Source organism: Chloroflexota bacterium (genome assembly GCA_026710945.1).
Classification (GTDB): domain Bacteria; phylum Chloroflexota; class UBA11872; order VXOZ01; family VXOZ01; genus VXOZ01.
On sequence record JAPOQA010000028.1, the window covers coordinates 22,677 to 46,029 of the forward strand.

A 23,353-nucleotide genomic window follows, 5' to 3' on the forward strand; every position below is an offset into this window, starting at 1 on the left:
ACGACAACAGAGACCGGTCGTTCTTGACGTAGCCTTCCTGTTCAAGAAACTAGATTAGGTCGTGCTCCCAACGGATGAAGGATCTGCAGCCGCCACAGCGCCAAGGAATTCATCATGGTCATTGACTGTCATGCGCATCTGAGCGGGGACCACACCGGCATCACGCGCATTTGGGGCTCTAGCGACGCTGCGCTGCTTGCTGCCGCCGACCGCGTGGGCATCGACATGAGCTGTGCCTCAATTCTGACCACGGCTATGCCCGCCCCGCTGGCGGACTTCCAGGAGTGCAACCGGCAAATGGCCGCCGCGACTCAACAGTTCCCCGGCAAAGTGCGCGGCTATTGCTACGTGAACCCCGGCTACACGCGGGAATCCTTGTGGGAGATCCGGCACTACGTGGAAGAGCACGACTTCATGGGCGTCAAGCTCTACAACGAATACAAATGCACCGATCCCATCCTCTTTCCCATTGTTGAACTGACAATAGAACTCGGCGTGCCAATTCTGCATCACGCCGGGCATCCGCACCACCCGATACCCAGCCAGCCCAACATCTCCGATAGCGGGGACCTCGCCGCATTGGCCACACGTTACCCCGAGGCCGTGCTGATCTGCGCTCACATCGGAGGCGGCGGCGACTGGGAGTGGACGATAAAGGCGGCCCGCGCTACACCAAACATCTACCTCGATACAAGTGGCAGCGTCTTCGATAGCGACATGGTGCAGACGGCCGTGCGGGTCGTTGGCGCAGAGCGTGTGCTCTTTGGGTGCGATACGTCGTTCACCGCCGGGATCGGCAAGCTGCGGGCGGCGCCCCTGACAGAGGAACAGCGCGCGCTCATCATGGGCGGCAACATGGCGCGCATTCTGGCAATGCGCAAGGCCTAGCCTGAGGACTTCCGCAATCCTCGTTGCCCGGCTCCGACGTTGTGGGTAGCCCGCCGCCTCAGCCCATAGCAACCTTACGAGCGGCCTTAGACTCAGTCGCGGCCAAGATACCGGGCGGACTTGCTATGCAATGCGTAGCCCTTTTCGTTAGCCTGTCGTTCAAGTGAGCCCGTCGCCAAGCCCGTCTTGAGCCTGCCGAAAGGCTCAGGGAGCAACCCCGCGACGAGAAAACGAGCAATCTCAGGACTCTAGATTTCTCGCTTCGCTCGAAATGACAGGTAAGGTCCCTTACCAGCGGGGCTCGACATTCAGTTCATTAGGTCTGTTCAATCCTCAAACTTGCAGGTCTTTGCTTCATGCTCTTACCGCAGGAAATGTGGGAAGCTCATGGCGGAAAGAGTTGCAAGGCCGTGCCTGAACTCCAGTACTGCCTTGACAGTGTATGATATCCAGGGGTACACTTCTTGCCACAACGGGTAGTGGCAATGAAAGTCCCAAAGCCGTTCCCGAAGAGTGAGCAGTGGTACAAAGGAGAGCAACGATGAGAAATGCCCGACGATTGACGCGGCGTAGCCTACTTGGCGCGTCGACTATCGGCTCCGCCGGACTTGTCTTGGCTGCCTGCGGCCAGGTGCAGATGACGGGTGAGCCCATGGAACAGGCGGCAGATGCCCCGAAAGAGGAGGCAGAGCAGCCGCAGATGATGGAGCACGCGCCCGTCGTCGCGTTGCTCATCAGCCAGCGTGAGGATACGATCGCCAAGACGGCGGCCACGCTGGAGCTCTTCGATACGGAACATCCCGAAGTCGACATTGCTTGGAAGCTGGGCTATCCGCCGGGAGAACTGCCGGCGCTCTTGGCAGCCGGTTCACCGCCGGACGTGTGCTGGTGGGGCGTGGCGCCGCATCAGGTGGCCGACATCGTCCGGGACCACCGTCCGATCCTGGCGGCACACGGCGTAGATATTGACGAGATCGTGGAACCGGTAATCAAGGGCAATACCTGGCAGGGCAAACTGCTCGGCGTGCCGTACGGCTTGAACACCACGAGCATCTTCTACAACAAAGATCAATTCGCTGCCGCCGGCCTCAATCCCCCGACAGACGACACCACGTGGGAGCAGGTCCTCAACGATGCCGATGCCTTGACGGCGCACCTCAACCAGGGGCAGGAAAAGAAGACCGCCTGGGGTATCGCCATGAGTTCTTATATTCCACAGTACTTGCCGTTCGTCTATGGCGGCATGCTCGATGAGGACGGCGAACTCGCCGCTGACCGCGAGATTGTGCTCCACATGGTGCAAATGATCAAGGATGCCTGGACCCGGCGGGAAGCGGCGCCAGGGCCGAACAACGAAGATATCGACCTGAGCCGCTTTGCCATCGCGGCATTCGGCAGACAGCAACTCAGCCAGGTGATCTTCGGTACCTGGGGTATCGTGCCGACACGGGAAGCGGCCGAATTCGGGTTCGATTCCATCGAGCCACCCTACCTCGAAATTGGCGGCGGACGCACCCGCGGCGCGTTCATGGGTCAGGAAGAGCACTTTGTCCTAGACAGCAGCACGAATCCGGATGCGGAGACGCTTGTGGTCTGGTTCGTCAAATCCACCCATCAAGAGTGGATGGGGCAGCGCGGCCACGCCATCCCCGTGCACATCCCATCACAGCATTCCTTCGGCCCGCCGGAAGACAACCCGCACCCGGCCAATCAACTGTCATTCGCTCGCAGCGCGGGCTATGCCACGCCATTCTGGCCTCACCCGGCGTACCGCAGTTTCACCGGCGCCCTCAATACGCACCTGCGGCCGCATTTCCGGGAAGAGGACAATCTGACGTCGGAAGAGGCGGTCGAAAACTCCTTCGCGGCGCTCGAGCAGGCCATCGAGGACTGGAAGAAGGAGAACGCATAGGTTCTCTAGCCAGTTTCAGTTGACAATCACTGGTATTTCCAGCGCAAGTGTCATTCCGAGCGTAGCGAGGAATCTAGTAGGGGCGGTTCGCGAACCGCCCCTACGCACGAACTGTAACCAATGGGCACATAGGCAGAATACTCACCGAGGAGGGAGGCACGTGGGGCGTTGCCTCCCTCTTTTTTTCTCTAGTCTGCCTTGGTTGCTGCCATCACGGATTCCGCCGCTGCCGCGAACTCCTTCGCCGTAATCGACCCCGCAAGGCTGCGCGACTCAAGGTGATGAAACACCTCCTCCGTGCAGAGATTGTGCGGCAGGCCGGGTGCGCCGATGCTCGTCGTGCAGTCCCGCAGCATGATGATGCAGTAGCCGCGCTCGCGCATGGCGAAGACGCCGTAGTCGCGGTGGGGCACACAGTAGTTGGCGGCAAAGCCTGCGTAGAAGAGGTAGCGAATGCGCCCGTCACGGCAGAGGCGGTGCAGTTGATCGCCCGTCGCGATCACGAAGTCCTCATCGGCGGGCCACACGGCGCGGTCGATAGACCGAATCTCGTCATGTTGACGGCGCAGCGGCAGCCACTCCTCGCCATAGTGCGCTTCCAGGTTTGCCCACGCGCCTTGCCGCAACGCGAAGTCCGGCGGCGGCCAGTCTGAGACGGCCTTTGGCGGCGGATTGAGTTCGCTATCGCCCGCGTAGCGCAACCACTGCGGGAACTTCCGTGCCACCGGCGGCGAGGGCGCATGTACCACGGCGATACCCAGCCCGCGGCACGCATCAAGCAGGGGCCGGATGAGGTCTCGGCAAATCTGGGCGGAGCGCTCGCCGTGACTCTCGATGGTCGGCTCGTCCCAGCAGTCTACCAGCACGATGGCAGCCTGGGAAGGCGGAATACTCACGGAGGCGTGCTTGAAGCCAAAGTGCTCTTCCCGGTAGGGCAATTCGATAGTGCGCGGTTCGTGGATGAGGAAGCGGGTACGCAATTCCAGGTTCGGCATCCAGGGTCTCCTTCAGTTTTGAGGATCGCGACTCATCTCTAGTCGGGATTAATAGATATAGGCTTGTAGCCCTTGCGGGCAGCGTTCATGTCATTCCCTGTAAGTGTCAGGTAATTCGTTGACAGATCTGGTAGAAAGTTGATGAGTGTCAATCACCAGCTCTGGAGGCAACTGATGCGGGACAATAGTAGTGACAAGACCATCGAACGCAACTTCATGCAGAAATGGCGCTTCCTCATCTCGGAATACGAACTGGTCAAGGCCAAGCAGCATCCCCAGTTCCGCTTCCTGCAGGACTTCTATGCGTTCCATGGTACCAGCCGGCAGACCTTCGCCAAGTACTACAACCGTTTTCTTCAATTGCGCAGCGACGACGCCCTGCTGCCGCGCAAGCGCGGCCCCAAGTGGAAGAGCCGGCGCACCTTGCCCTACATCGAGCAGAAAGTGCTGGAGCAACGCCGCAAGGGCATCAACCGCTATGAGATCTATGCCATACTCAAGCCAGTACTCAAAGCGCACACGCCGTCCCCCTCAACCATCTATGCTATCAGCAGACGCCATGGGCTCAACCGCCTGAAACCGGCCATGAAACAAGCCAAGCGCACCATCATCAAGACCCGCGCGGGCGAACTGGGGCATCTGGACTGCCATTACCTCAGCCGCGACCTGCTGGTGAACAGCTCCCAGCGCTACTACCTGGTCTCCGTGCTGGACGCCGCGGACTTCAGTCCGAGCACTCGTCTGGCCTGGGCTGAGGTGGTGCCTGACCTCAAGAGCCTCAGTGTCATGTTCGCTGCCCTCAAGAGCCTCAACCTGCTCAATGCCGAGTACGACTGCTTCTGCGAAGCAGAAGACGGCATCCAGTTCGAGGCCATCCTCACCGACAACGGTCCTGAAGTGGCGGCACGGACGAAGCCGGCGCAGCACCCCTTCGAGCGCATGCTGCTGGAGCTCGGCATCAAACACCGCTACACCCGGCCCTACCGACCCCAGACCAACGGCAAGATCGAACGCTTCTGGCGCACACTCAATGACGACCTGATCGAAGGCACGACGTTCGAGAACCTGGCCCAGTTCCAGGATGAACTGATGCAATACCTCCTGTACTACAACACGGAAAGACCACACCAAGGCCTGAACGGGCATACGCCTCTTCAAGCCCTGCAAAATCTGTCAACGAATTAGTCAACACTTACAATTCCGAGCGCAGCGTCGAACAATGTTCGCGGAATCTAATAAAAGCTCCCGATTCTAGATTCTTCGTCGCTGCGCTCCTCAGAATGACAGTTGGAAGTTGGCTTAGACCTAAAGACGATCACAAGTCTTGCCTCTTGCCAACCCAAACCTAAAACTACTAATCGCTTCTCTATTCTAGGTGGTGCGAAAAAAGCAGGACATTCCTTTATAGTTAAGGTCGACGTTGAAGTGAGACAGGCGGTCTCACCGGTCACTGCTGCGAAGGCGGGTGTCCACGTATCACACCAGAGATGGCTGCCAGCTTTCCTGGGAACGTTGGATTCGAATGCTGTATGGTCCTATGGCAAGACCGCGCCACTAGTCGCTTAGGAGAAGCCGCATGCTGCGCGTAGAAACTTGGAAGCACGGTTGGCGGTGGGTGTACTCCATCACGTACGACGCAGCGGTGCGCTCCCTGTTGGAGCCTGCCCTACCGTTGCACCGCCGGCATGCGATACCCGGGACCATAGCCCTCGACGCAGCGGGACTATCAAGCGGCGGCGGCCAGAGTGAATCGGGCAGCCGGACACATGCACCTGCTCTGAGCAATGACGAATTGCGGGAGCTCCAGCGGGAGGGCTGGAGCGTTGCCGGCAGCGGCCCAACGCGCAAGCTGTCTCCCAACGGCGATCGGGCGCCCACAAGGGACGCCCCTACGCGGGAATCGCGGGAAGCTCTCGAGAAACTTGTGGATGCGCCGGTTACGATGCTCGTGGTATCGACTATAGACCATCACCATGGGATTCTGCCGGCAGAGGTGCAAGCCGCCGGCTACCAGGCAGTTTTAGCGCTGGAAGACCGCCTGAACTACAACCACGTCGACGAGGACCTGAATGCGCTGGGCCGGTCAGCGCTCTACACGATAGAGGGTCTCCCGCTGCCCGCGCGGACCTACGATCCCTACTGGCGGCTGCACCAGGCGTGGGATACTGAGGGATGGCTGGTGGATAGCGCCCAGTTTGTAGCCGATGATCCGGCTGACCCGGAACGCGACATTACGCCCGCGCTGCTTGGCGAACGCTTTGCGAAAGTTGCGGAAGTTGGGGACGTGTGGCGCGCCACGCCGGACGAGGTAATTGACTACATTCTCACACGCCGCACCGCCCATCCGCGCGGGTACTGCGCCGCTGACGACGCAATAACGTTCTATATGGAAGCGCCCAGAATACCGGAGCGCGTACAGAATCGGGACCTCACGATCACAATGGACGTGCCTCCCGCTTGGCAGAATCCGGTGGTTACGAGCGATGGCGAACCGGTGAACGACGTAACGGCGACTGCAGCAGGCCGCATTCGGTTTACGTTGCCAGTGCACGACGGCCAGCAACTACGGATTGAGCGTGCGGCTGCCGTGTGAGCACTCGTGGTTCTCTACTAAGTCTTGTGTTGATTGGCCTCACAGACCCCCTGGACTCCGGCTTGCGCCGGAGTGACGGCAACAGGCGCCCCAGAATCTGAACCAGAAGTGGCACTAGCGTGAACGACTACATTCTCGCCCTCGACCAAGGCACCACTTCCTCCCGCGCCATCCTATTTGATGTCGAAGGGCAGATCGTCGCCAGCGCAGGCCAAGAGCTGCCGCAAATCTACCCGCAGGCAGGCTGGGTAGAGCACGACCCTAGCGCCATCTGGCAAACGCAGTATGCGTGCATCCAAGCCGTACTGAAAGAGACGGCTGTCGCGCCCGAGCAGATTGCGGCCGTCGGCATCACCAACCAGCGGGAGACGAGCCTCGCCTGGCAACGGTCCACCGGCGTGCCGTTGGGCAACGCCATCGTCTGGCAATGCCGTCGCACGGCGGGGCGTTGCCAAGAGCTGGAGGCGCAGGGTCTGGCCGATACTGTCCGGCAGAAGACCGGCCTGGTGCTGGATGCCTACTTTTCGGGTCCCAAGTTCGAGTGGATTCTGCAAAACGTCCCGCGCGCTCGCGAATTGGCGGTACGGAACGACCTCTGTCTGGGCACCGTGGACTCTTGGCTCATTGCGCAGCTTACGGGACACGCCCAGCACGTGACCGATCCCACCAACGCCTCCCGCACCATGCTCTATGACATCCACGCGCGTGACTGGGATGCCGGTTTGCTGGCGCTCTTTGGCATTTCGCGCGCAGCCATGCCGCAGGTGGTACCTTCATCGGGCGTAGTGGGGCACACAGATCCGGCGGTGTTTGGCGCTGCCACTCCGATTGCCGGCATTGCGGGCGATCAGCAAGCGGCGCTCTTCGGCCAGACCTGCTGGCAGCCCGGTCACGCCAAGAATACGTACGGCACCGGTTGCTTTCTGCTCTCGCACACCGGCGACGAGGCCACGCCTTCGGAAACCGGACTGCTTACGACGGTGGCAGCCTCTGCGGACGCCCCTGCCTATGCGCTGGAAGGTTCGGTTTTCGTGGCCGGAGCCGCAATTCAGTGGCTGCGCGACAAGCTGGGCGTCATCGCCACCGCGGGGGAGAGCGAGGATCTGGCGCGGCAAGTACCTAATACTGGTGGAGTAGTAGTGGTGCCCGCATTCACCGGTCTCGGCACGCCGTATTGGGACCCCGAGGCGCGGGGGACTATCCTTGGCCTGACACTGGGCTCTACCAAGGCCCACGTTGTCCGCGCAACCCTGGAATCCATAGCATTTCAGACTCGCGACGTGGTACAGACGATGCAGGCGGAGTCCGGCGTGGCGCTGCAGGAACTGCGCGCTGACGGCGGCGCGGTGGCCAACGATCTCCTCATGCAGACCCAAGCCGATCTGCTCGGCATCCCCGTAGTCGTGCCTGCGGTGACGGAGACCACGGCACTGGGCGCGGCGTACTTGGCTGGACTGGGCGTGGGCTATTGGCCGGATGCCGCTGCGGTGGCGGCGCAGTGGCGGGTCGCGCGACGGTATGAGCCCCAAATCAGTGCCGACGAGCGCGAATCCCGCTATGCCACCTGGCGACGCGCGGTGGAACGCTCCCGCCAGTGGGCAGCAACCTAACCGCCGCCCCAGCCCTAGTCGGATGCAGCTTGTAGCGCCTGGAGCGCCACTTGATAGAGCGTTTCCAGACCCTCCCGCGTGGTGTCGGAGCGGAATTGCGGGTCCCAGGTCAGATCGGCAAGAGAATCGCTGATTGTCAGCAGTGAGCCCATCTCCACGCCCCGGTACGCCGCCACGGCAAAGAGCGCCGCGGCCTCCATCTCGACCGTCAGGACACCCTCCGCTTGGTAGTGTTGCACCTCGGCGGTGGTTTCACGATAGGGCGCGTCGGTAGTCCAGCTTGTGCCGACGCTATGCGCTATATCTGCGGTCTGGAGCGCCGCTACCAGCCGACTGGTCATGGCGGGCGAGGCATGGGCGTACTTTTCCGGCGGCAAGTAGTGGTGGGACGTGCCTTCATCGCGAACTGCGCGGTCGCAAACGACGATATCGCCAATGCCCACATGCCGCTGCAGGCTGCCGGCGGTGCCGATAGTAAGGAAACGCCGGACTCCTTGCACGATCAATGCTTCCAGCACCAGTACCACAGCGGGCGCTCCTACGCCAAAGCCACCGGCAACCGCCACGCGGTTCTCGGTTTCCTGCAGCCAGTGGAGATGACGATAAGTTCCCCGCTCGATACCAGCGGTCTCATGCCGATCCAGAATGTGTGTCAGCAATGAAGACTGGTAGCAGAAGATGACGGCTTCCGGAAACGGCAGCGGCGGGTCGTCTGTCACAAAGTGCGCAACCGCGGCTTCCGGCGTGATGAAGGCCTCTTCCCGGTGTTTGTTGGGAAAATTCGGAAACGGCATGAATCTCAACAACCTGTCACATTCTTGCTCTAGTAGCGCGGGGGCTTGTCCCCCGCTCCGTTGTACAGGCGCGGCAAACTCCCACTCACTATGTCAAATTCTCGCGATGGAATCACGCTTTCTTGACGAACACCGGACTGCACCAGGCCATTTCGCCGTCGTATTGGGTGACGCGGACGAAAAAGGGCGTAAGGTCCTGCTGCAACGGCTCGGGGTCCTGGAAGGTGAAAGCCGCATCTAAGGGTGCGCGGTCCCCGTCATCGCGGCTGATGCGGACCTCGCTGCCGACGCCGGTGTTACCGGGTCGTACGATTTCGCTGCAATTGGCCAGTTCATCAAGTCGCACCGAAAACGTGGCAGGCGCAGAGGAGAAGTGCAGCGTCGTATCGGCATCGCCCACAATTTCCAGCGCGATGCCGTCCCAGTCGCCGGAGGTCTGCGAGACCCAGCGCACGCTTTCTTCGTTCCAATCCACAACGCCTTCCGTCGGATCGTCGAATGCCCAGCCCTTGGCCGCCACTATGCGGCCTTTTTCCACGCGTAGGCTGCCGTCCCAGCGCAGGCGGCGGGTGCGGTCTTTCACGCGGGAGCCGCGCCAGCCGACGCGGACTTTTCGGGGGATACCGCTCTCCGGCTCCACCAGGGGATGGGAGTAAACCGGCTCTGTGCCGCGCAGCACCTCCACTTTTTCCAAGGGCGCGGTGCCGGCCACATGCACGTTGAGTTCCGGCGGCTGGCTGGAACTGAAGACTTCACCCTGCAGGTGCCCATCGGCGGTCATGTGGACGATCATGCGCGCGCCGGTTGTGGCAAAGGTATGCCGGGCGCGGATTGCGTCCCAAATCGAGCGGCGCTGGAGTTCGGGGGCGTATGCGCCGAGCAGTCCGCCGCGCACGCCGAACATGCCGCCGTTGGTGGGACGGCTGGTGCCGGGACGACCGGTGTGGTCGTCGCTGCCGGCGGCAAAACCGGTGATGTAGCCGCGCTCCAGCGCCTCCTGCCACACCCACTCGAACCAGCCGTGGGCCGAGGCGATTTCGATCAAGGGCATGACTTCCGAATCAAAATAGTCGAGGTTCGCGCGCCGTCCGCCGATGTGGGGAATCATGAAGACATCGTCCAGGCCTCGATAGCGGTCAACAAGCCTTGAAACCGGACACATATCCTCCCACGGCCCCGGATCACCCGGCACCTGCCAGTGAGACGAGCGGTGCAGCGGGCCTTCATCGCCGAGAAAGTGCACGTTGTGGTCGCCGCCTGCCGGATGGTTGCCCGACCACTCGTAGCCGAGCAGCGTGAGAAAGCGACCGGGGTCGTTGTAGCGCTTCACGATCTCCTGCAGCTCATACCAGAACTCAGCGGTGACCTGGAAGTCGTTGCCCTGTATACCCAGGAAGTCGACTCCCGCATGGTAGCGGGCGTAGGTGAAGTACTCGTCCGGACTGCCCGTGCCCACGGTCTCTTCGGTCTGGGCGTGCATGTCGCCCCAGTAGAGGCGGAGGTCGGGTGGATCGTTCTGCACGTGGATGGGATTGCTGAGGACAGAGAACGCCGGACTTTCACTGCGGGCCTCCAGGCGTGCAATGCCGGTCTCGTTAAGCTCTAGGCCGGTGAAGCAATAAATCCCACCATCGTCTTGGCTGAAGGAGTGGCTCGCCAGCGGCTCGGCGTGGTGCGGCCAGTACAGGCCGACCTCACCGCGAAAACCGCTCGCCGTATTGCCCCAGGCGTCGTCGGCGCGCACGCGCACGTCAAATTCCTCGCCTACGCCCACCATGCTCGGCGCTTGCGCCACCAAACTCGCCGCCGGGCCCGCCACAATGCGCACTACCGGCGCGTCCGGCAGCTCGCGGAACTGCAAGGTGCCGAAGTTGTCGGCAAAGAACTTGAACTCGAACGTGCTCTCCACGAACGTCTGCGCCTGGCTGCCGGGACTGCCCCCCGAGGGGTCGCCAAGCACGATCCAGATTTTTTCTCCCGCCGCCAGCGTGCCGTCGTGCACATGCACGTGGATGGTGCGCCGCCAGGGGCGCACGTGGTTTTCGCGGTCGAAGTGCACCTGCAATTTGGCGTTGCTGTCGGTATGGATGCGGCAGTAATTCGGCGCGGTGGGGTCGTCGAAGTCTGGCGCGCCCCAGTCGCACACGCCCCGCATCACCAACCGCAGATTGGAGCGGTCGTCCATACCGTATTTGCCAACGGTAAAGGTGAACGTCCACGTGCCCCACGACCCGGCCACCACATCGGCGGTCGGCTCAAGCGCGACCGTGCCGCAGTACTCCCGCAACGTCGCTGCATCATATTCCGGTGGCATGATAGGTCAAAGTACTCCCTTCTCCTGGTTCACCATTGGAGGAAGCCTACACATTGAGACACAACAGTAGGCAGGAATCTACACCAACAGTATACGTCTTAATCTACAAAACCGGGTGTGCTTTGACTCTTCGACAAGCTCAGGTCCTGCCCAGTAAACAATACGGGGGCGCACGGAGGTGGTGAAAATCTGTTGCTGCTGAGCGCTGTGCGGACTCCTTGCCACAGCCTGAGCCGATTTTGCGAGCCGAACCATGTGGAAGTCTCTTGTTTGTCACTACTCAATTCTGCCGGAGCCAAATCTCCACGCTACTGCTGAGACGAGCGGGCCAGGCACGTTGCTCCTCCCGCGGCCGGTAGCGCAGGTTTGTAACCTGCAGCTTGCTGTGGTGGTTAGCCTGCGCCAATCGTCCGGCTTGAGAACGGTGATTTGTAGCGCGTGACCCTTGGCTTGGCGCCAATATCACCATTCTGTCTGCAAGTGCCCGTGGCCTGCGCCGAGTCCTAGGTTGGCTCCTCACTTGATCCACATCCTTGAAATGGCATCCCGCGCTCCGCTATAGTGAAGAATGGAAGAATACGTGATCTTCTCCAATACATTTTTCTCAGTTACGTGCCAAACACCGGCCACCAGCTTGTCCAAATGACACGTGCGGGACAGGGTTAGTATTTGGTGACTAGCACATGCTGCTTCAGGGAAACGGCGTTTCTGCAAGACGATATCCGCACGCAACGTAGCGGTAACTTGGGGAAACGGCGGCTTTGCGAAGCAGCGACTTTGCGAAGCAGCGACTTCGTTTCAAAGAAACGGCATCTGCTAGTCACTAACCACATCTGGGGCTGAGGCGGGGCACGGGAAGGGTTTTTTGAATCGTATGATTCACAAGGTAGAGGCAGACCACGCCGGTCGTGAGCTTAGCATCGAGACCGGGCGGTTTGCCGAGCAGGCGAGCGGCAGCGTCACTATCCGTTGCGGCGACACGATACTTCTGGTCACGGTCACGGGCTCTAAGCCCCGCGAGGGGATCGATTTCTTTCCTCTCTCCGTAGATGTGGAAGAGAAATACTACGCCGTAGGCAGGATTCCCGGCGGGTACTTGCGGCGTGAGGGACGGCCCAGCGACGATTGCGTGCTGGCGGCGCGGCTGTGCGACCGCCCGTTGCGGCCCCTTTTCCCAAAGGACTACCGCAACGAGGTGCAGGTGATTATCACCATCCTCAGCGCGGACCAGGAAAATGCCACGGACGTCATGGGCATTGTCGGCGCGTCCGCGGCGCTCTGCATTTCGGATATCCCCTTTGGCGGGCCGGTAGGCGCGGTGCGCGTGGGACGCATCAACGGCGAGTTCGTCATCAATCCGCTCATGTCGCAATTCGAGGAAAGCGACCTCGATCTCGTCATCGCGGGCACCCGCGACGCCGTGATGATGGTGGAAGCCGAGGCCGGCCAGTTGCCCGAGACCGAGATGCTCGCGGCGTTGGAGCGCGGGCATGAGGCCCTGCAAGAGACCATCGCCATGCAGGAAGAGCTCATCAGCAAGATCAGCAAGGCCAAGCACGAGTATGTTCCTCACGGCCCATCGGACAAACTCGTCGCGCAGGTGCAGGCGCAGGTAGCGGACAAGATCGCCGCGGCATTTGGGCGACCGGACAAGGCGGAGCGCGAGGAGCAGCTTTCGGCAATCACCGCCGACACCGTGGCAGCCCTGGGCGAGGAGCATGGCCAAGAGCACGTGGCCGACGCGGTGCAGTCTGCCGTCAAGAAGCACGTGCGCAACGAAATCTTGCATGAGGGCAAACGTCCCGACGGACGCGGCCCGGCGGAGATCCGGCCGCTGTCCGCCGAGGTTGGCGTGCTGCCCCGCACCCATGGCACCGGACTTTTCCAGCGCGGTCAGACCCAAGCGCTGAGCATTACAACGCTCGGCTCGATTGGCGACGCCCAGCCGCTCTACGGTCTCGAAATCGCAGATTCCAGGCCGTTCATGCACCACTACAACTTTCCGCCCTTCAGCACCGGTGAAACCGGACGTTTGGGATCGCCGCGCAGGCGTGAGATCGGCCACGGCCGGCTCGCCGAGCGTGCGATCGCACAGGTGCTGCCCTCGCAGGAGGAGTTTCCTTATACCATTCGCGTAGTCTCCGAAGTGCTTTCGTCGAACGGTTCAACCAGCATGGCTTCTACCTGCGGCAGTTCGCTGGCGCTCATGGATGCCGGGGTTCCCATTTCAGCGCCGGTAGGCGGCATCGCGATGGGTCTGGTATTGGGGGATGAAGGAGAATACGCAATTCTCACCGATATCCAGGGCATCGAGGATGCCCTCGGCGACATGGACTTCAAAGTGGCGGGCACCGCGAAGGGTGTCACCGCGCTGCAGATGGATATCAAGGTGTCGGGCATCACTTTCGCCATCATGGAGCAGGCATTGGGGCAGGCGCGCGACGCTCGCCTGGAGGTGCTCAACGTGATGACGGAAGCTCTGCCGGAACCTCGTACCGAGCTGTCCGATTATGCGCCGCGGCTCGAGTCGCTTAAGATCAATCCGGAGAAGATCGGCGACGTGATCGGCCCCGGCGGTAAGATAATCCGTAAGATCCAAGAAGAGACCGAGTCGAAGATAGACATTGCCGATGACGGCACCATCGTCGTGACCGGCGAGTCCAAGGATGGTGTCGAAAAGGCGGTAGAGACCATCCGCAATATGACCACCGAACTCGAGGTCGGCGCAATCTTTACCGGCACGGTATCGCGCATCATGAATGCCGGCGTTTTTGTGAAGCTACCCGACGGCCGGCGCGAAGGCCTGGTGCGCATGAGCGAACTGGCTGAGGACTACGTGGAACGCGCCGAAGACATTGCCGACATCGGCGATGAAGTCATGGTGATGGTGGTTGAGATCGATTACCAGGGCCGCGTGAACCTTTCTCGCCGCGCGGTGTTGGAAGGAAGCCATCCCTCCGATCGCCCGCCTTCAAGCCGTGGCGAACGGGGCGGCGGAGATAGAGGACGAGGTCAATCATCCGATCGGCGCGGCCCGCCTCGCGGCGGCCGAGGCCCGCGACGCTTTGACCGCGAGCGCCCGACTGCAGGTGCAGACCGAGACCGCGCGCCCGCGGGAGCCGAGGGAGATCGTGACCGCGGCGGTGAACGCGACACGTCCCAAAACGAGGGCAACGACGGTTCGTCGGGAAGCTCGGGGAGAAAGTGGTAGAGAGTCATGGCAGCCAAGAGTCCTGAGCCCCAAAGAGTTGCCGTGTGCGGCATCTTCGGGCGTGTGGGCACAACCGTTGCAAACGCGGTGTCCCGCGAGGACGACCTTGCGTTAGTCGGTGGCGTGGACGTCATCGCCGCAGATGACGGTCTTACCACCGCTTCCGGTCAGACTATCGCTACCGACACGGACATGCCGGCCATGTTGGCGCGAGCTAAGCCTGAAGTAATTGTAGACTTTACCCGCGCGGATGCCGCGCGGGTAAACGTGCGCGCGGCGCTCGAGCACGGTGTCAACGCCGTGGTCGGCACCACCGGCATGGAGATCTCCGAGATTGAGGAGTTGGGTGAGTTGGCAGCAGCCAACGACGTTGGGCTTGTAGTGGCGCCGAACTTTGCCCTCAGCGCCGTGCTCATGATGCATGTCAGCAAGCTCATCGGCAAGCACATGGACTACTGCGACATCGTGGAGTATCACCACGAGCACAAAATCGATGCCCCTTCCGGCACGGCCCTGCAAAGTGCCATTGACATCCGCGAGGCGCGAGGCAGCGATTTCATCTCCGTGCCGACTGAGAAAGAGACTCTCGTCGGCACCCGCGGCGGGGGGCACGGCGGCATAAACGTCCATGCCGTGCGGCTGCCGGGGATGGTGGCGCATCAACAGATCGTGTTCGGCGGTCTGGGGCAGACTCTCACCATCCGCCAGGACTCGACGAGCACCGAATCATTTGTGCCCGGTGTACTCATGGCCGTGCGCGCAGTGCCGAGTTTGCCGGGGCTTACCCACGGTCTGGATGCACTGCTCGGCCTTAAGTAGGGACATCTTTATCCGCAAGTACTGGTAGCACAGGTTGCGAACCTGTGCTACTGTGATATTGACAGCACGCTCTTGGGTCGTGGATTGCCTCCAATCGCATTTCCCACGAGAAAGACAAATGCTGGGACTGTTCTACAGCCTGTTGATGAAAGAGTCTTGCTTAGGCAAATACCGGGCCAAAAGCAAGGATTGCGGAGGAGCGTAGACATGGCGACGGTTGTTGAACCGGCCGTTCACCAGATGAGCATTCGGCCATTCAGCGTCGAAGAGTACCATTGGTTGATCGAGCACGGATTCTTCCATGAAGACGAGCGCGTGGAGCTTATCGAAGGAGTCCTGCATCAGATGAGTCCGAAAGGATTGCGCCATGCCGCCTGTCTTAGCAACTTTCTGCGTCTATTTCCTGCCATGATTGGCGATAGGGCCTGGATACGTGCGCAGGACCCCATTACGCTGCTCGCTGGAAACTCAGAGCCGGAACCCGACTTGGTGCTGGCCGCGCCCCGCGCAAGCGCCTATCTTGACCATCATCCCTATCCCGAAGACGTGCTCTTGGTGGTGGAAATTGCGCATACAAGTGTGGAGTACGATCGGCGCGTCAAAGGTCCGCTCTACGCGGCGGTCGGTATTGTCGAGTACTGGCTCGTGAATCTGCGTGAGGACCGCATAGAAGTGTATCGTGAACCGTCTGGCCCTACGGCGGAAGTCGCGGAGTTTCGGCAAACCACTGTCTACGGCGTGAAAGACGTGGTGGCTCCACTTGCCCTTCCCGCATGTACACTCGCCGTAGCGCAGTTGCTCCCGGTAGCCGGCACGCAGCCGGAGAAGGACTGAGCCATGGCCGTACAAGCCAGCGCGCCTCTCCGTATAGACGTCCGCAGATTGAAATTGGCGGAGTACCACTGGCTGATCGAACGCGGGTTCTTCCGTGAAGACGAGCGCGTGGAGCTTATCCAAGGAGTTCTGCATCAGATGAGTCCTGAGGGTCCTCGCCACGTGGCTGTAATTGACCGGCTGCACGACCACTTCTTTAGCAAGCTTGGAGAACGCGCACAGGTGCGCGCTCAGCATCCTATCTCGCTGCTGGAAAGCGGCTCAGAACCGGAACCCGATCTCGTGCTCGCCAAAAAGCGGGCGGACTATTACAGTGGCCGTCACCCAGTGCCAGAGGAAGTCATTTTGGTAGTTGAGGTTGCCGCATCCAGTTTGGAGGAGGACCAGCGTGTGAAGGTTCCGATTTATGCGGCGGCGGGGATTGGTGAGTATTGGCTTGTGAATCTGCGTGCAGACCGTATAGAAGTATATAGGCAACCAATCAATCCAGCCGCTGGCCCGGCTTACTATCGTGAGCGGTTGCTCTATTTTCCACAAGACACCGTACACCCGCTCAACTTCCCCGACTGCGATCTTCCGGTTGCGGATGTACTCCCGCCACAGCCTGACTAGCGCCTCGGAGTTGCCCACTGCCCTGCTCATCTGTTCGCGCCAAGGAAACTGGGCACTACTCGCAGGCACTTACGCGCTCCAATAGTGTGCGTCCAAGCGTGCTTTAGCTTTGGAGCCAGCGCTAGCACTAAGCAACTTCACGCTTGATTGACCGAGTCTCTTCCGGTCTTGGTATGATGGTAAGCGTACGCTCGAATTGAGAAGTAGCGATTAGTAAGGCCTAGGACGAAAGCATGGCAAACAGCGACGGTTACAACGTAGGTGTTCTTGGCGCCACCGGTGTGGTGGGGCGTCTCTTGCTCGACATTCTTGAAGAGCGGGCATTTCCTGTGAAGGAGTTGCGCCCGCTCGCCTCGGCGAACTCGAAAGGCAAGGCAGTAGCCTTTGCCGGTAAGGAGCTCGGCGTAGTAGAGACCACAGAGGACTCTTTTGCCGACCTGGATATCCTCTTTGCCTCCGCCGCCACCGGCGCGAACCGTCATTTTTCGCCAATCGCTGCCCGCGCAGGCGTAACCGTGATCGACGATTCCTCCGCGTTTCGCATGGACCCCGACGTGCCTTTGGTCATCGCGGGCGTGAACGACGACGACCTGGCCTGGCACAACGGCATTGTCGCCGGGCCGAACTGCACCACCATGCAGCTTGTCATCGCCATCAACCCTATTCATCAGGTAAATCCCATCCGGCGCATGGTGGTCGATACCTATCAGGCCGTATCCGGCTGGGGCCGTGATGCCGTGGTGGAGTTGGATGAACAAATCAAGGCCAAGGCCGCCGGCAATGGCGATAGTCTGCCGCGGGAAATCTTCCGTCACGACATTCTGGGCAACGTGCTGCCTGAAGTCGATTCCTTTCTCGACGACGGCTACACCAAGGAAGAGTGGAAAGTGATGCACGAGACCCGCAGGATCTTGCACGAACCGGAGATGAAGATTACGTGCACCGCGGTTCGCGTTCCGGTGGCGGTCAGCCACTCTGAGGCAGTGCATCTGGAGCTCACCCGACCCATGACGGCCGCTGAGGTACGCGACGTGCTGTCAGGGACACCGGACGTGCGCGTGGTGGATGATCCCAGTCAAGGGCTCTACCCGGTTGCCACCGACGCAGCCGGCACTGACGACGTACTTGTCGGCCGCATCCGCAGCGACGTCTCCCACGAGAACGGCGTGGCCATGTGGATAGTGGCCGATAACCTCCGTTGCGGTGCAGCCACCAATGCGGTCCGCACAGCCGAATTGCTCATCCAGGGCGATCTGCTGCATGGTGCAGCGTTACCGACGGCAAGCAGGAGCGTGGGATAGCGCTGCCTTATCGCCTACAGCCTCCCGGTGGGCACAAAGCCCCCCGCTACTCTCTTGCACGGCGCACGTTCTAAACATGCCCATATTACTTTTGCGCTCTAGGTAAGAGAGTGACATATCGCACATCGTGGCAATTGCGTCGGATTCCACGCGGGCAGCCACCGCGCCGGGATCGCTTGATGGTCTCAATTCGTCATTTGATACAATGAACGTTGGCACCTGAGCGGTCTCACGCGTTTAAGCAGCGCTGAACCGGCAGAGACCAGGCTTTTGGGTCCCTGTTTGTAACCGAAATCCAACCGTATATGGCCTTACAACGAGTACGCATTTAGTGAATCAGCAGTACATACGCAACTTCTGCATCATCGCGCACATCGACCATGGCAAGTCCACCCTGGCGGACCGGCTCTTGGAGAAGACCGGCGCTATCGACGCACGCAAGGTGGTGGAGCAAGCGCTCGACTCCATGGAGCTGGAGCGCGAGCGCGGCATTACGATCAAGGCCAAAGCCGTCCGCATGCTCTATGCGGAAGAAAATTGTCCCACGTACGAACTCAACCTGATCGACACGCCGGGGCACGTGGACTTTGCCTACGAGGTGTCACGGGCGCTGGTGGCGTGCGAAGGCGCGCTGCTCGTTGTCGACGCCTCACAGGGCATTGAGGCGCAGACACTAACGAATCTTTACCAAGCGCTCAATCACGACCTCGCCATCGTCCCGGTGATCAATAAGATCGATCTCCCCAGCGCCCAGCCCGAGTTGGTGGCGGCAGAATTGGAGAATCTTGGCTTCACGCGTGAAGAGATGATCTATGCGTCCGCCAAGACCGGTCTGGGCACGGACGAAGTGCTGGCGGCAATCGTGGAGCGCATCAGGCCGCCGTCCGGTGCTGAGGAGGCAACTACCCGCGCGCTGATTTTCGACTCTCACTATGATCTGCACAAAGGGGTTGTCGCATACGTGCGCGTGGTGGAAGGCGCCGTAGAGGCAGGCCAGGAGATACTGCTGATGCAGTCCGGGGCGCGCTCCGAAGCCATGGAGATCGGCACCTTTCGGCCACAGCTTGTCAAGGAGACGCGCCTTGCCACCGGCGAGGTGGGCTACGTTGCGAGTGGCCTCAAGACGCTGCGGGAGTGCCAGGTTGGCGATACGATCACGGCGGCGTCTGCGGCCGCGGCACAGCCGCTCCCCGGCTATCAACCGGCAAAGCCGATGGTATTCGCGGGATTCTATCCGGTGGAAAGCGAGGACTACGAGCCGCTGCGCAATGCGTTGGAAAAGCTCAAGCTCAATGACGCGGCGCTGACGTTTGTGCCGGAGACCAGTCCGGCGCTGGGTTTCGGCTTTCGTTGCGGCTGTTTGGGGTTGCTGCATCTGGACATCGTGCAACAGCGGCTGGAGCGCGAATACGGCCTGGAAATCCTCACCACGCTGCCGAATACCGAATACCGGGCGGTCACGACTGCCGGTAAGAGTGTGGAGGTGGATACCCCAGCGCGGCTACCCGAACCATCGGAGCTCGACCGCATCGAGGAGCCTTGGGTTGAGCTCAGTCTCATCACGCCCGCCGGCTACATCGGCGCCATCATGGAACTGTGTGAGAAACGGCGCGGCGCCTTCAAGGAGCTTGAGTACCTGGACGAACGGCGCGCGATCTTGCGCTACGAGGTGCCGTTCGCGGAAATCCTTACCGACTTCTACGACCAACTGAAGACCCGCACCCAGGGCTACGCCAGCATGGACTACACCGTGACCGGCATGCGTCCCGGCGATCTGGTGAAGCTGGAAATCCTCGTGAACGGCCAGCCCGTGGACGCGCTTTCGAGCATCATCCCCCGCGAACGTTCCCAACAGGTCGGTCGGGGGTTAGTCGAGGAACTGCGCCGGCAGATACCGCGCCAGTTGTTCGAAGTGCCGTTGCAAGCCGCCATTAGCGGCCGCATCATCAGCCGGGAGACAATTCCGGCGCTGCGCAAGAACGTGCTCGCTAAGTGCTACGGCGGCGACGTCACGCGCAAGCGCAAACTGCTGGAAAGACAGAAAGAGGGCAAGAAGCGCATGAAACGGGTCGGCCAGGTGGAAATCCCACAAGAGGCGTTTCTGGCACTGCTGAAGGTGTAGTGTCGTTTGACTAGTGGCATTGTGAAATCCAATTCAATAGGAGCAATTCAAGAGTGGCTGAAACACAATCGGTGATGTCTGAGTCACAAGAAACCGGCGCGGAGTCTGTGCGTTGGGATCTGGCGGATCTCTACGCCGGGCCGGATGATCCCGCGATAGAGGAGGATTTCAAAGCGGCGTTGGCGCAGGCAGAGGCGTTCCAGGCACGCTACAAGGGCCGCATTGCCTCAGGAGACATTGCGCCGGACGAGTTCTTGGCGGCGGTTGAAGAGATCGAGCGGATATTCATGAGCGGCCACAAGGCCATAATGTTCGCGCATCTGGTCTTCTCGGTGGATACGGCCGACCCGGCGCATGGGGCCTTACTGCAGCGCACGGAGGAACAGGTCACCGCGGTGCAGAACACGCTACTCTTCTTCGACGTGGAGTGGCGGCAGGCGGACGATGGCTTTGCCGAACGTATTCTGGCGCACCCGCCGCTCGCGCGCTTCGCGCACTCCCTGGCTCACGAGCGGGTCTTTGCGCCACATACACTCACGGAAGCCGAGGAGAAGCTCGATGCCGAGAAGCGGCTCACCGGCATCAGCGCATTCCAACGGCTCTTCGACGAACGCACCAGCCGCTTGCGCCAGACGATAACACTGGACGGCGAGCGCAAAGAGATGAACGAGACCGAACTGCTGGCGCTGCTCTACCATGATGACCGCAATGTGCGGCGGCGCGCTCAGGTTGCCATGACGAAGGCGCTTCAAGGCGACGCCCACATCCTGACCTTCATCTTCAACGTGGCGGCGCAAGAGAAAGCCATCGAGGACCGCCTGCGGGAATTCGCTGATCCGATGTCGTCGCGCAATCTGGCGAACGAGGTTGACGATGCCACCGCCCACGCCATGCTTGACGCGGTGACGCAACGCTACGACATCGTCGCCGACTACTACACCCTCAAGCGGCGCATGCTCGGCTACCGCAAACTCTACGACTACGACCGCTACGCGCCGGTATTCCCCCCGCCGGACGGCGGCGTCGACTTTGGTGAGGCCAAGTCGCTGGTGCTGGATGCGTACCACGCCTTCTCCCCTGAGTTGGGGCAATTGGCCGGAGAGTTTTTCGAGAAGCAGTGGATCGATGCCGCCGTTTTGCCCAACAAACGGGGTGGCGCGTACTGCCAGCCCTGCCTGCCCAGCCTGCACCCGTACGTCTTCCTGAACTACACCGGCAACCAGCGCGATGTGATGACCCTGGCCCACGAACTCGGCCACGGCATCCATGCTCGCCTCTCCCGCGAACTGTCGTATCTTGAATTCGATACGTCTCTGGTGGTGGCGGAGCTCGCGAGTACGTTCGGGGAGATGCTGACGTTCCACACGCTCATGGAGCGCACCGAGGATCCTCGCGTCCGCTTGACGCTGCTGGCGCAGAAGATCGAGGATTCGTTTGCCACGGTTTTCCGCCAGGCGGCGATGCACCAGTTCGAGTATGGGCTGCACACGCGCCGCCGCAGCGAAGGCGAACTTACGACGGAAACCATCGGGGAGATCTGGCTGGAGCAGCAGTCAGCCATGTTCGGCGATTCGGTGGTGATGACGGAAAACTACCGCCACTGGTGGGCGTATATTCCGCACTTCATCCACGTGCCGTTCTACGTCTATGCTTACCCTTTCGGCGAGCTGCTCTCGCTCTCGCTCTACCGCGCCTATCAGCAGCAGGGCGCGCCCTTTGTAGACGTGTATCGCGGCATGCTGGCGGCCGGCGGCAGCGAATCTCCTGCCCAGCTCATGCAACGCGCCAACATCGATACCGCCGATCCCGCCTTCTGGCACGGCGGCCTGGACATCATCCACGACATGGTGCAGGAGGCGAAGTCCCTGGCCACGGCGTAACGAACAGAGTCTTGGATCGGCGGTAGGGCGAGAGGTTGGGATATAATACTCTGTGTGCGGTTCCATAGTCCAAGGCCCTTTGCAGTTGCTTGTATGGCAATTAACAGGCTTCTAGCGATCAGGCCTAAGTGCCTCGAAGGTGAGTTTCGGGCTTGGGGAGTTTCTGGCAGATGATTGAAGTAGCAGATTCAAGAAGAGATACTGAAGTCGAAGACATCCTTGGTTTAGAGGAAGAGATTCCCTTCAAGTACTCGATTACCAGCTATGGCGCCGACTTCACGTTGGACGGTCTGGTACGACGAATTCAGGTCGGAGACATCGTAGTGCCGACCTTTCAACGCGGCTACGTTTGGAATAAGAAGCAGGCATCTCTGCTCATTGAGTCCTTTCTGATGGGTCTGCCCGTGCCGGGTATCTTTCTCTCTCAGGAGGAAGACCAGACGTTGCTTGTGATAGATGGCCAACAGCGGTTACGCACGCTTCAGTACTTCTACGAGGGGTTATTTGGTGCGGAAAGCCCCAGCCTTTCGGGCAAGAAGTTTGCGCTTACCGACGTAAGTGAAGCTTTCGAGGGCAAGACGTGTAAGACTCTATCCCCACAAGATCGAAGACAACTCGACAATTCGCTCTTGCACGCGACTATTGTCAAGCAAAATGAGCCTGAAGACGATAACAGCAGTATATATCTGCTTTTTGAGCGCCTTAATACTCAAGGGGTTCAGCTACAGCCGCAGGAGATTCGCAACTCAATCTATCGTGGGGCATTTAACGAGATGCTCAAGGAGTTGAATGCGAACAAATCCTGGCGACACATATTTGGAAGAATACATTCTCGAGCCAAAGACCAAGAGCTAATTCTGCGATTTCTTGCTCTATATTTCGATACTCACAACTATTCACGTCCAATGAAGCAATTTCTCAATGACTACATGGACAAGAACCAACACTTAGAGATGAACACGCGTGAAGAAGGAATCCAAGCCTTCGTGCCTGCAATTGAGTTTATTGACAGTGCTTTGGGCAGAAAGGCTTTCCGGCCCACAGTTGCCTTAAACGCAGCCGTCTATGACGCAGTAATGGTAGCTGTTGCAAAAAGGCTGAAAGGGAGCATAATTGCCAGTTTAGAAGGGTTCGAGCAAGAGTACGATAAGCTACTCGATAACGAGGAGTTTATCTCTGCTACAAGAAGCGGTACAACGGACGTGGTTCGGGTCCGGCGAAGACTTGATATAGCAACTGCTGCATTTGCTGACGTGGGTTGATGCGAGAACGACAAGCGTACCGAAATCGTCTTGACAGTTTGTTTAGGCAAATTTCTAACCTCTCAGATGACCTCTATCTCCAGTCTAACCTTGTGAAATTAGCGTGTGTGTTGGTCTGTGGATTCATTGAAGTTTCTTTGCGGGACATCTTGCAAGAGTACACCCGAACAAGAGCCTCGGCTGAAGTCGCAAAGTACGTTAGCAGA

At 60.1% G+C, this 23,353-nt stretch carries 16 protein-coding genes; 13 read left to right on the forward strand and 3 right to left on the reverse strand.

The features are described from left to right. Positions 1–114: 114 nt before the first annotated feature. Together OXE05_05520 and OXE05_05525 are read left to right on the forward strand one after the other, a co-directional pair. Positions 115–888, forward strand: coding sequence for an amidohydrolase family protein (locus tag OXE05_05520; protein MCY4436778.1), 774 nt, complete (start codon positions 115–117; stop codon positions 886–888). Between the two features lie 541 nt (positions 889–1,429). Then, positions 1,430–2,800 carry an extracellular solute-binding protein gene (locus OXE05_05525; GenBank protein ID MCY4436779.1) on the forward strand — a complete coding sequence of 457 codons (1,371 nt, stop codon included), beginning with the start codon at positions 1,430–1,432 and terminating at the stop codon, positions 2,798–2,800. Between the two features lie 188 nt (positions 2,801–2,988). Here OXE05_05525 and OXE05_05530 read toward each other — a convergent pair whose 3' ends face one another. After that, the gene (locus OXE05_05530) at positions 2,989–3,795 is read right to left on the reverse strand and encodes an isochorismatase family protein (GenBank protein MCY4436780.1); all 807 of its coding nucleotides are present in this window, start codon (positions 3,793–3,795) and stop codon (positions 2,989–2,991) included. A 174-nt stretch (positions 3,796–3,969) separates the two neighbouring features. Here OXE05_05530 and OXE05_05535 point away from each other — a divergent pair, with 174 nt between their 5' ends. The 3 genes from OXE05_05535 to glpK all read left to right on the forward strand — a co-directional run bounded on the left by OXE05_05535 (position 3,970) and on the right by glpK (position 7,998). After that, positions 3,970–4,980 carry an integrase core domain-containing protein gene (locus OXE05_05535; protein MCY4436781.1) on the forward strand — a complete coding sequence of 337 codons (1,011 nt, stop codon included), beginning with the start codon at positions 3,970–3,972 and terminating at the stop codon, positions 4,978–4,980. A 391-nt stretch (positions 4,981–5,371) separates the two neighbouring features. Further along, a complete protein-coding gene (locus OXE05_05540) occupies positions 5,372–6,388 on the forward strand; it encodes a hypothetical protein (GenBank protein ID MCY4436782.1) in 1,017 nt (338 codons plus the stop codon). Positions 6,389–6,507: 119 nt separating this feature from the next. Continuing rightward, positions 6,508–7,998, forward strand: a complete 1,491-nt coding sequence (gene glpK, locus OXE05_05545) for a glycerol kinase GlpK (GenBank protein ID MCY4436783.1) — start codon at positions 6,508–6,510, stop codon at positions 7,996–7,998. A gap of 14 nt (positions 7,999–8,012) precedes the next feature. On the opposite strand, the gene OXE05_05550 is transcribed toward glpK, so the two are convergent. Next, positions 8,013–8,792 carry a nucleoside phosphorylase gene (locus OXE05_05550; GenBank protein ID MCY4436784.1) on the reverse strand — a complete coding sequence of 260 codons (780 nt, stop codon included), beginning with the start codon at positions 8,790–8,792 and terminating at the stop codon, positions 8,013–8,015. A gap of 112 nt (positions 8,793–8,904) precedes the next feature. Continuing rightward, positions 8,905–11,106 (reverse strand): DUF3604 domain-containing protein, encoded by a 2,202-nt coding sequence (locus OXE05_05555; GenBank protein MCY4436785.1) that lies wholly within the window; start codon positions 11,104–11,106, stop codon positions 8,905–8,907. Positions 11,107–11,980: 874 nt separating this feature from the next. Here OXE05_05555 and OXE05_05560 point away from each other — a divergent pair. From OXE05_05560 to OXE05_05595, 8 genes are all read left to right on the forward strand, one after another. Beyond that, positions 11,981–14,317: a polyribonucleotide nucleotidyltransferase gene (locus OXE05_05560; GenBank protein MCY4436786.1), complete on the forward strand. Its 2,337-nt coding sequence runs from the start codon at positions 11,981–11,983 to the stop codon at positions 14,315–14,317. Positions 14,318–14,323: 6 nt separating this feature from the next. Then, positions 14,324–15,136 (forward strand): 4-hydroxy-tetrahydrodipicolinate reductase, encoded by an 813-nt coding sequence (gene dapB, locus OXE05_05565; GenBank protein ID MCY4436787.1) that lies wholly within the window; start codon positions 14,324–14,326, stop codon positions 15,134–15,136. Between the two features lie 207 nt (positions 15,137–15,343). Continuing rightward, positions 15,344–15,970, forward strand: coding sequence for a Uma2 family endonuclease (locus tag OXE05_05570; protein MCY4436788.1), 627 nt, complete (start codon positions 15,344–15,346; stop codon positions 15,968–15,970). 3 nt (positions 15,971–15,973) lie between these two features. Then, entirely contained in the window at positions 15,974–16,582 is a 609-nt protein-coding gene (locus tag OXE05_05575; GenBank protein MCY4436789.1) for a Uma2 family endonuclease, read from the forward strand. A 233-nt stretch (positions 16,583–16,815) separates the two neighbouring features. After that, positions 16,816–17,883 carry an aspartate-semialdehyde dehydrogenase gene (locus OXE05_05580; protein ID MCY4436790.1) on the forward strand — a complete coding sequence of 356 codons (1,068 nt, stop codon included), beginning with the start codon at positions 16,816–16,818 and terminating at the stop codon, positions 17,881–17,883. A gap of 331 nt (positions 17,884–18,214) precedes the next feature. After that, positions 18,215–20,005: a translation elongation factor 4 gene (gene lepA, locus OXE05_05585; protein MCY4436791.1), complete on the forward strand. Its 1,791-nt coding sequence runs from the start codon at positions 18,215–18,217 to the stop codon at positions 20,003–20,005. Between the two features lie 53 nt (positions 20,006–20,058). Continuing rightward, positions 20,059–21,885, forward strand: coding sequence for a M3 family oligoendopeptidase (locus tag OXE05_05590; GenBank protein ID MCY4436792.1), 1,827 nt, complete (start codon positions 20,059–20,061; stop codon positions 21,883–21,885). A 170-nt stretch (positions 21,886–22,055) separates the two neighbouring features. Then, on the forward strand, positions 22,056–23,147 hold the full coding sequence (locus OXE05_05595) for a DUF262 domain-containing protein (protein ID MCY4436793.1): 1,092 nt from the start codon (positions 22,056–22,058) through the stop codon (positions 23,145–23,147). Positions 23,148–23,353 lie beyond the last annotated feature (206 nt).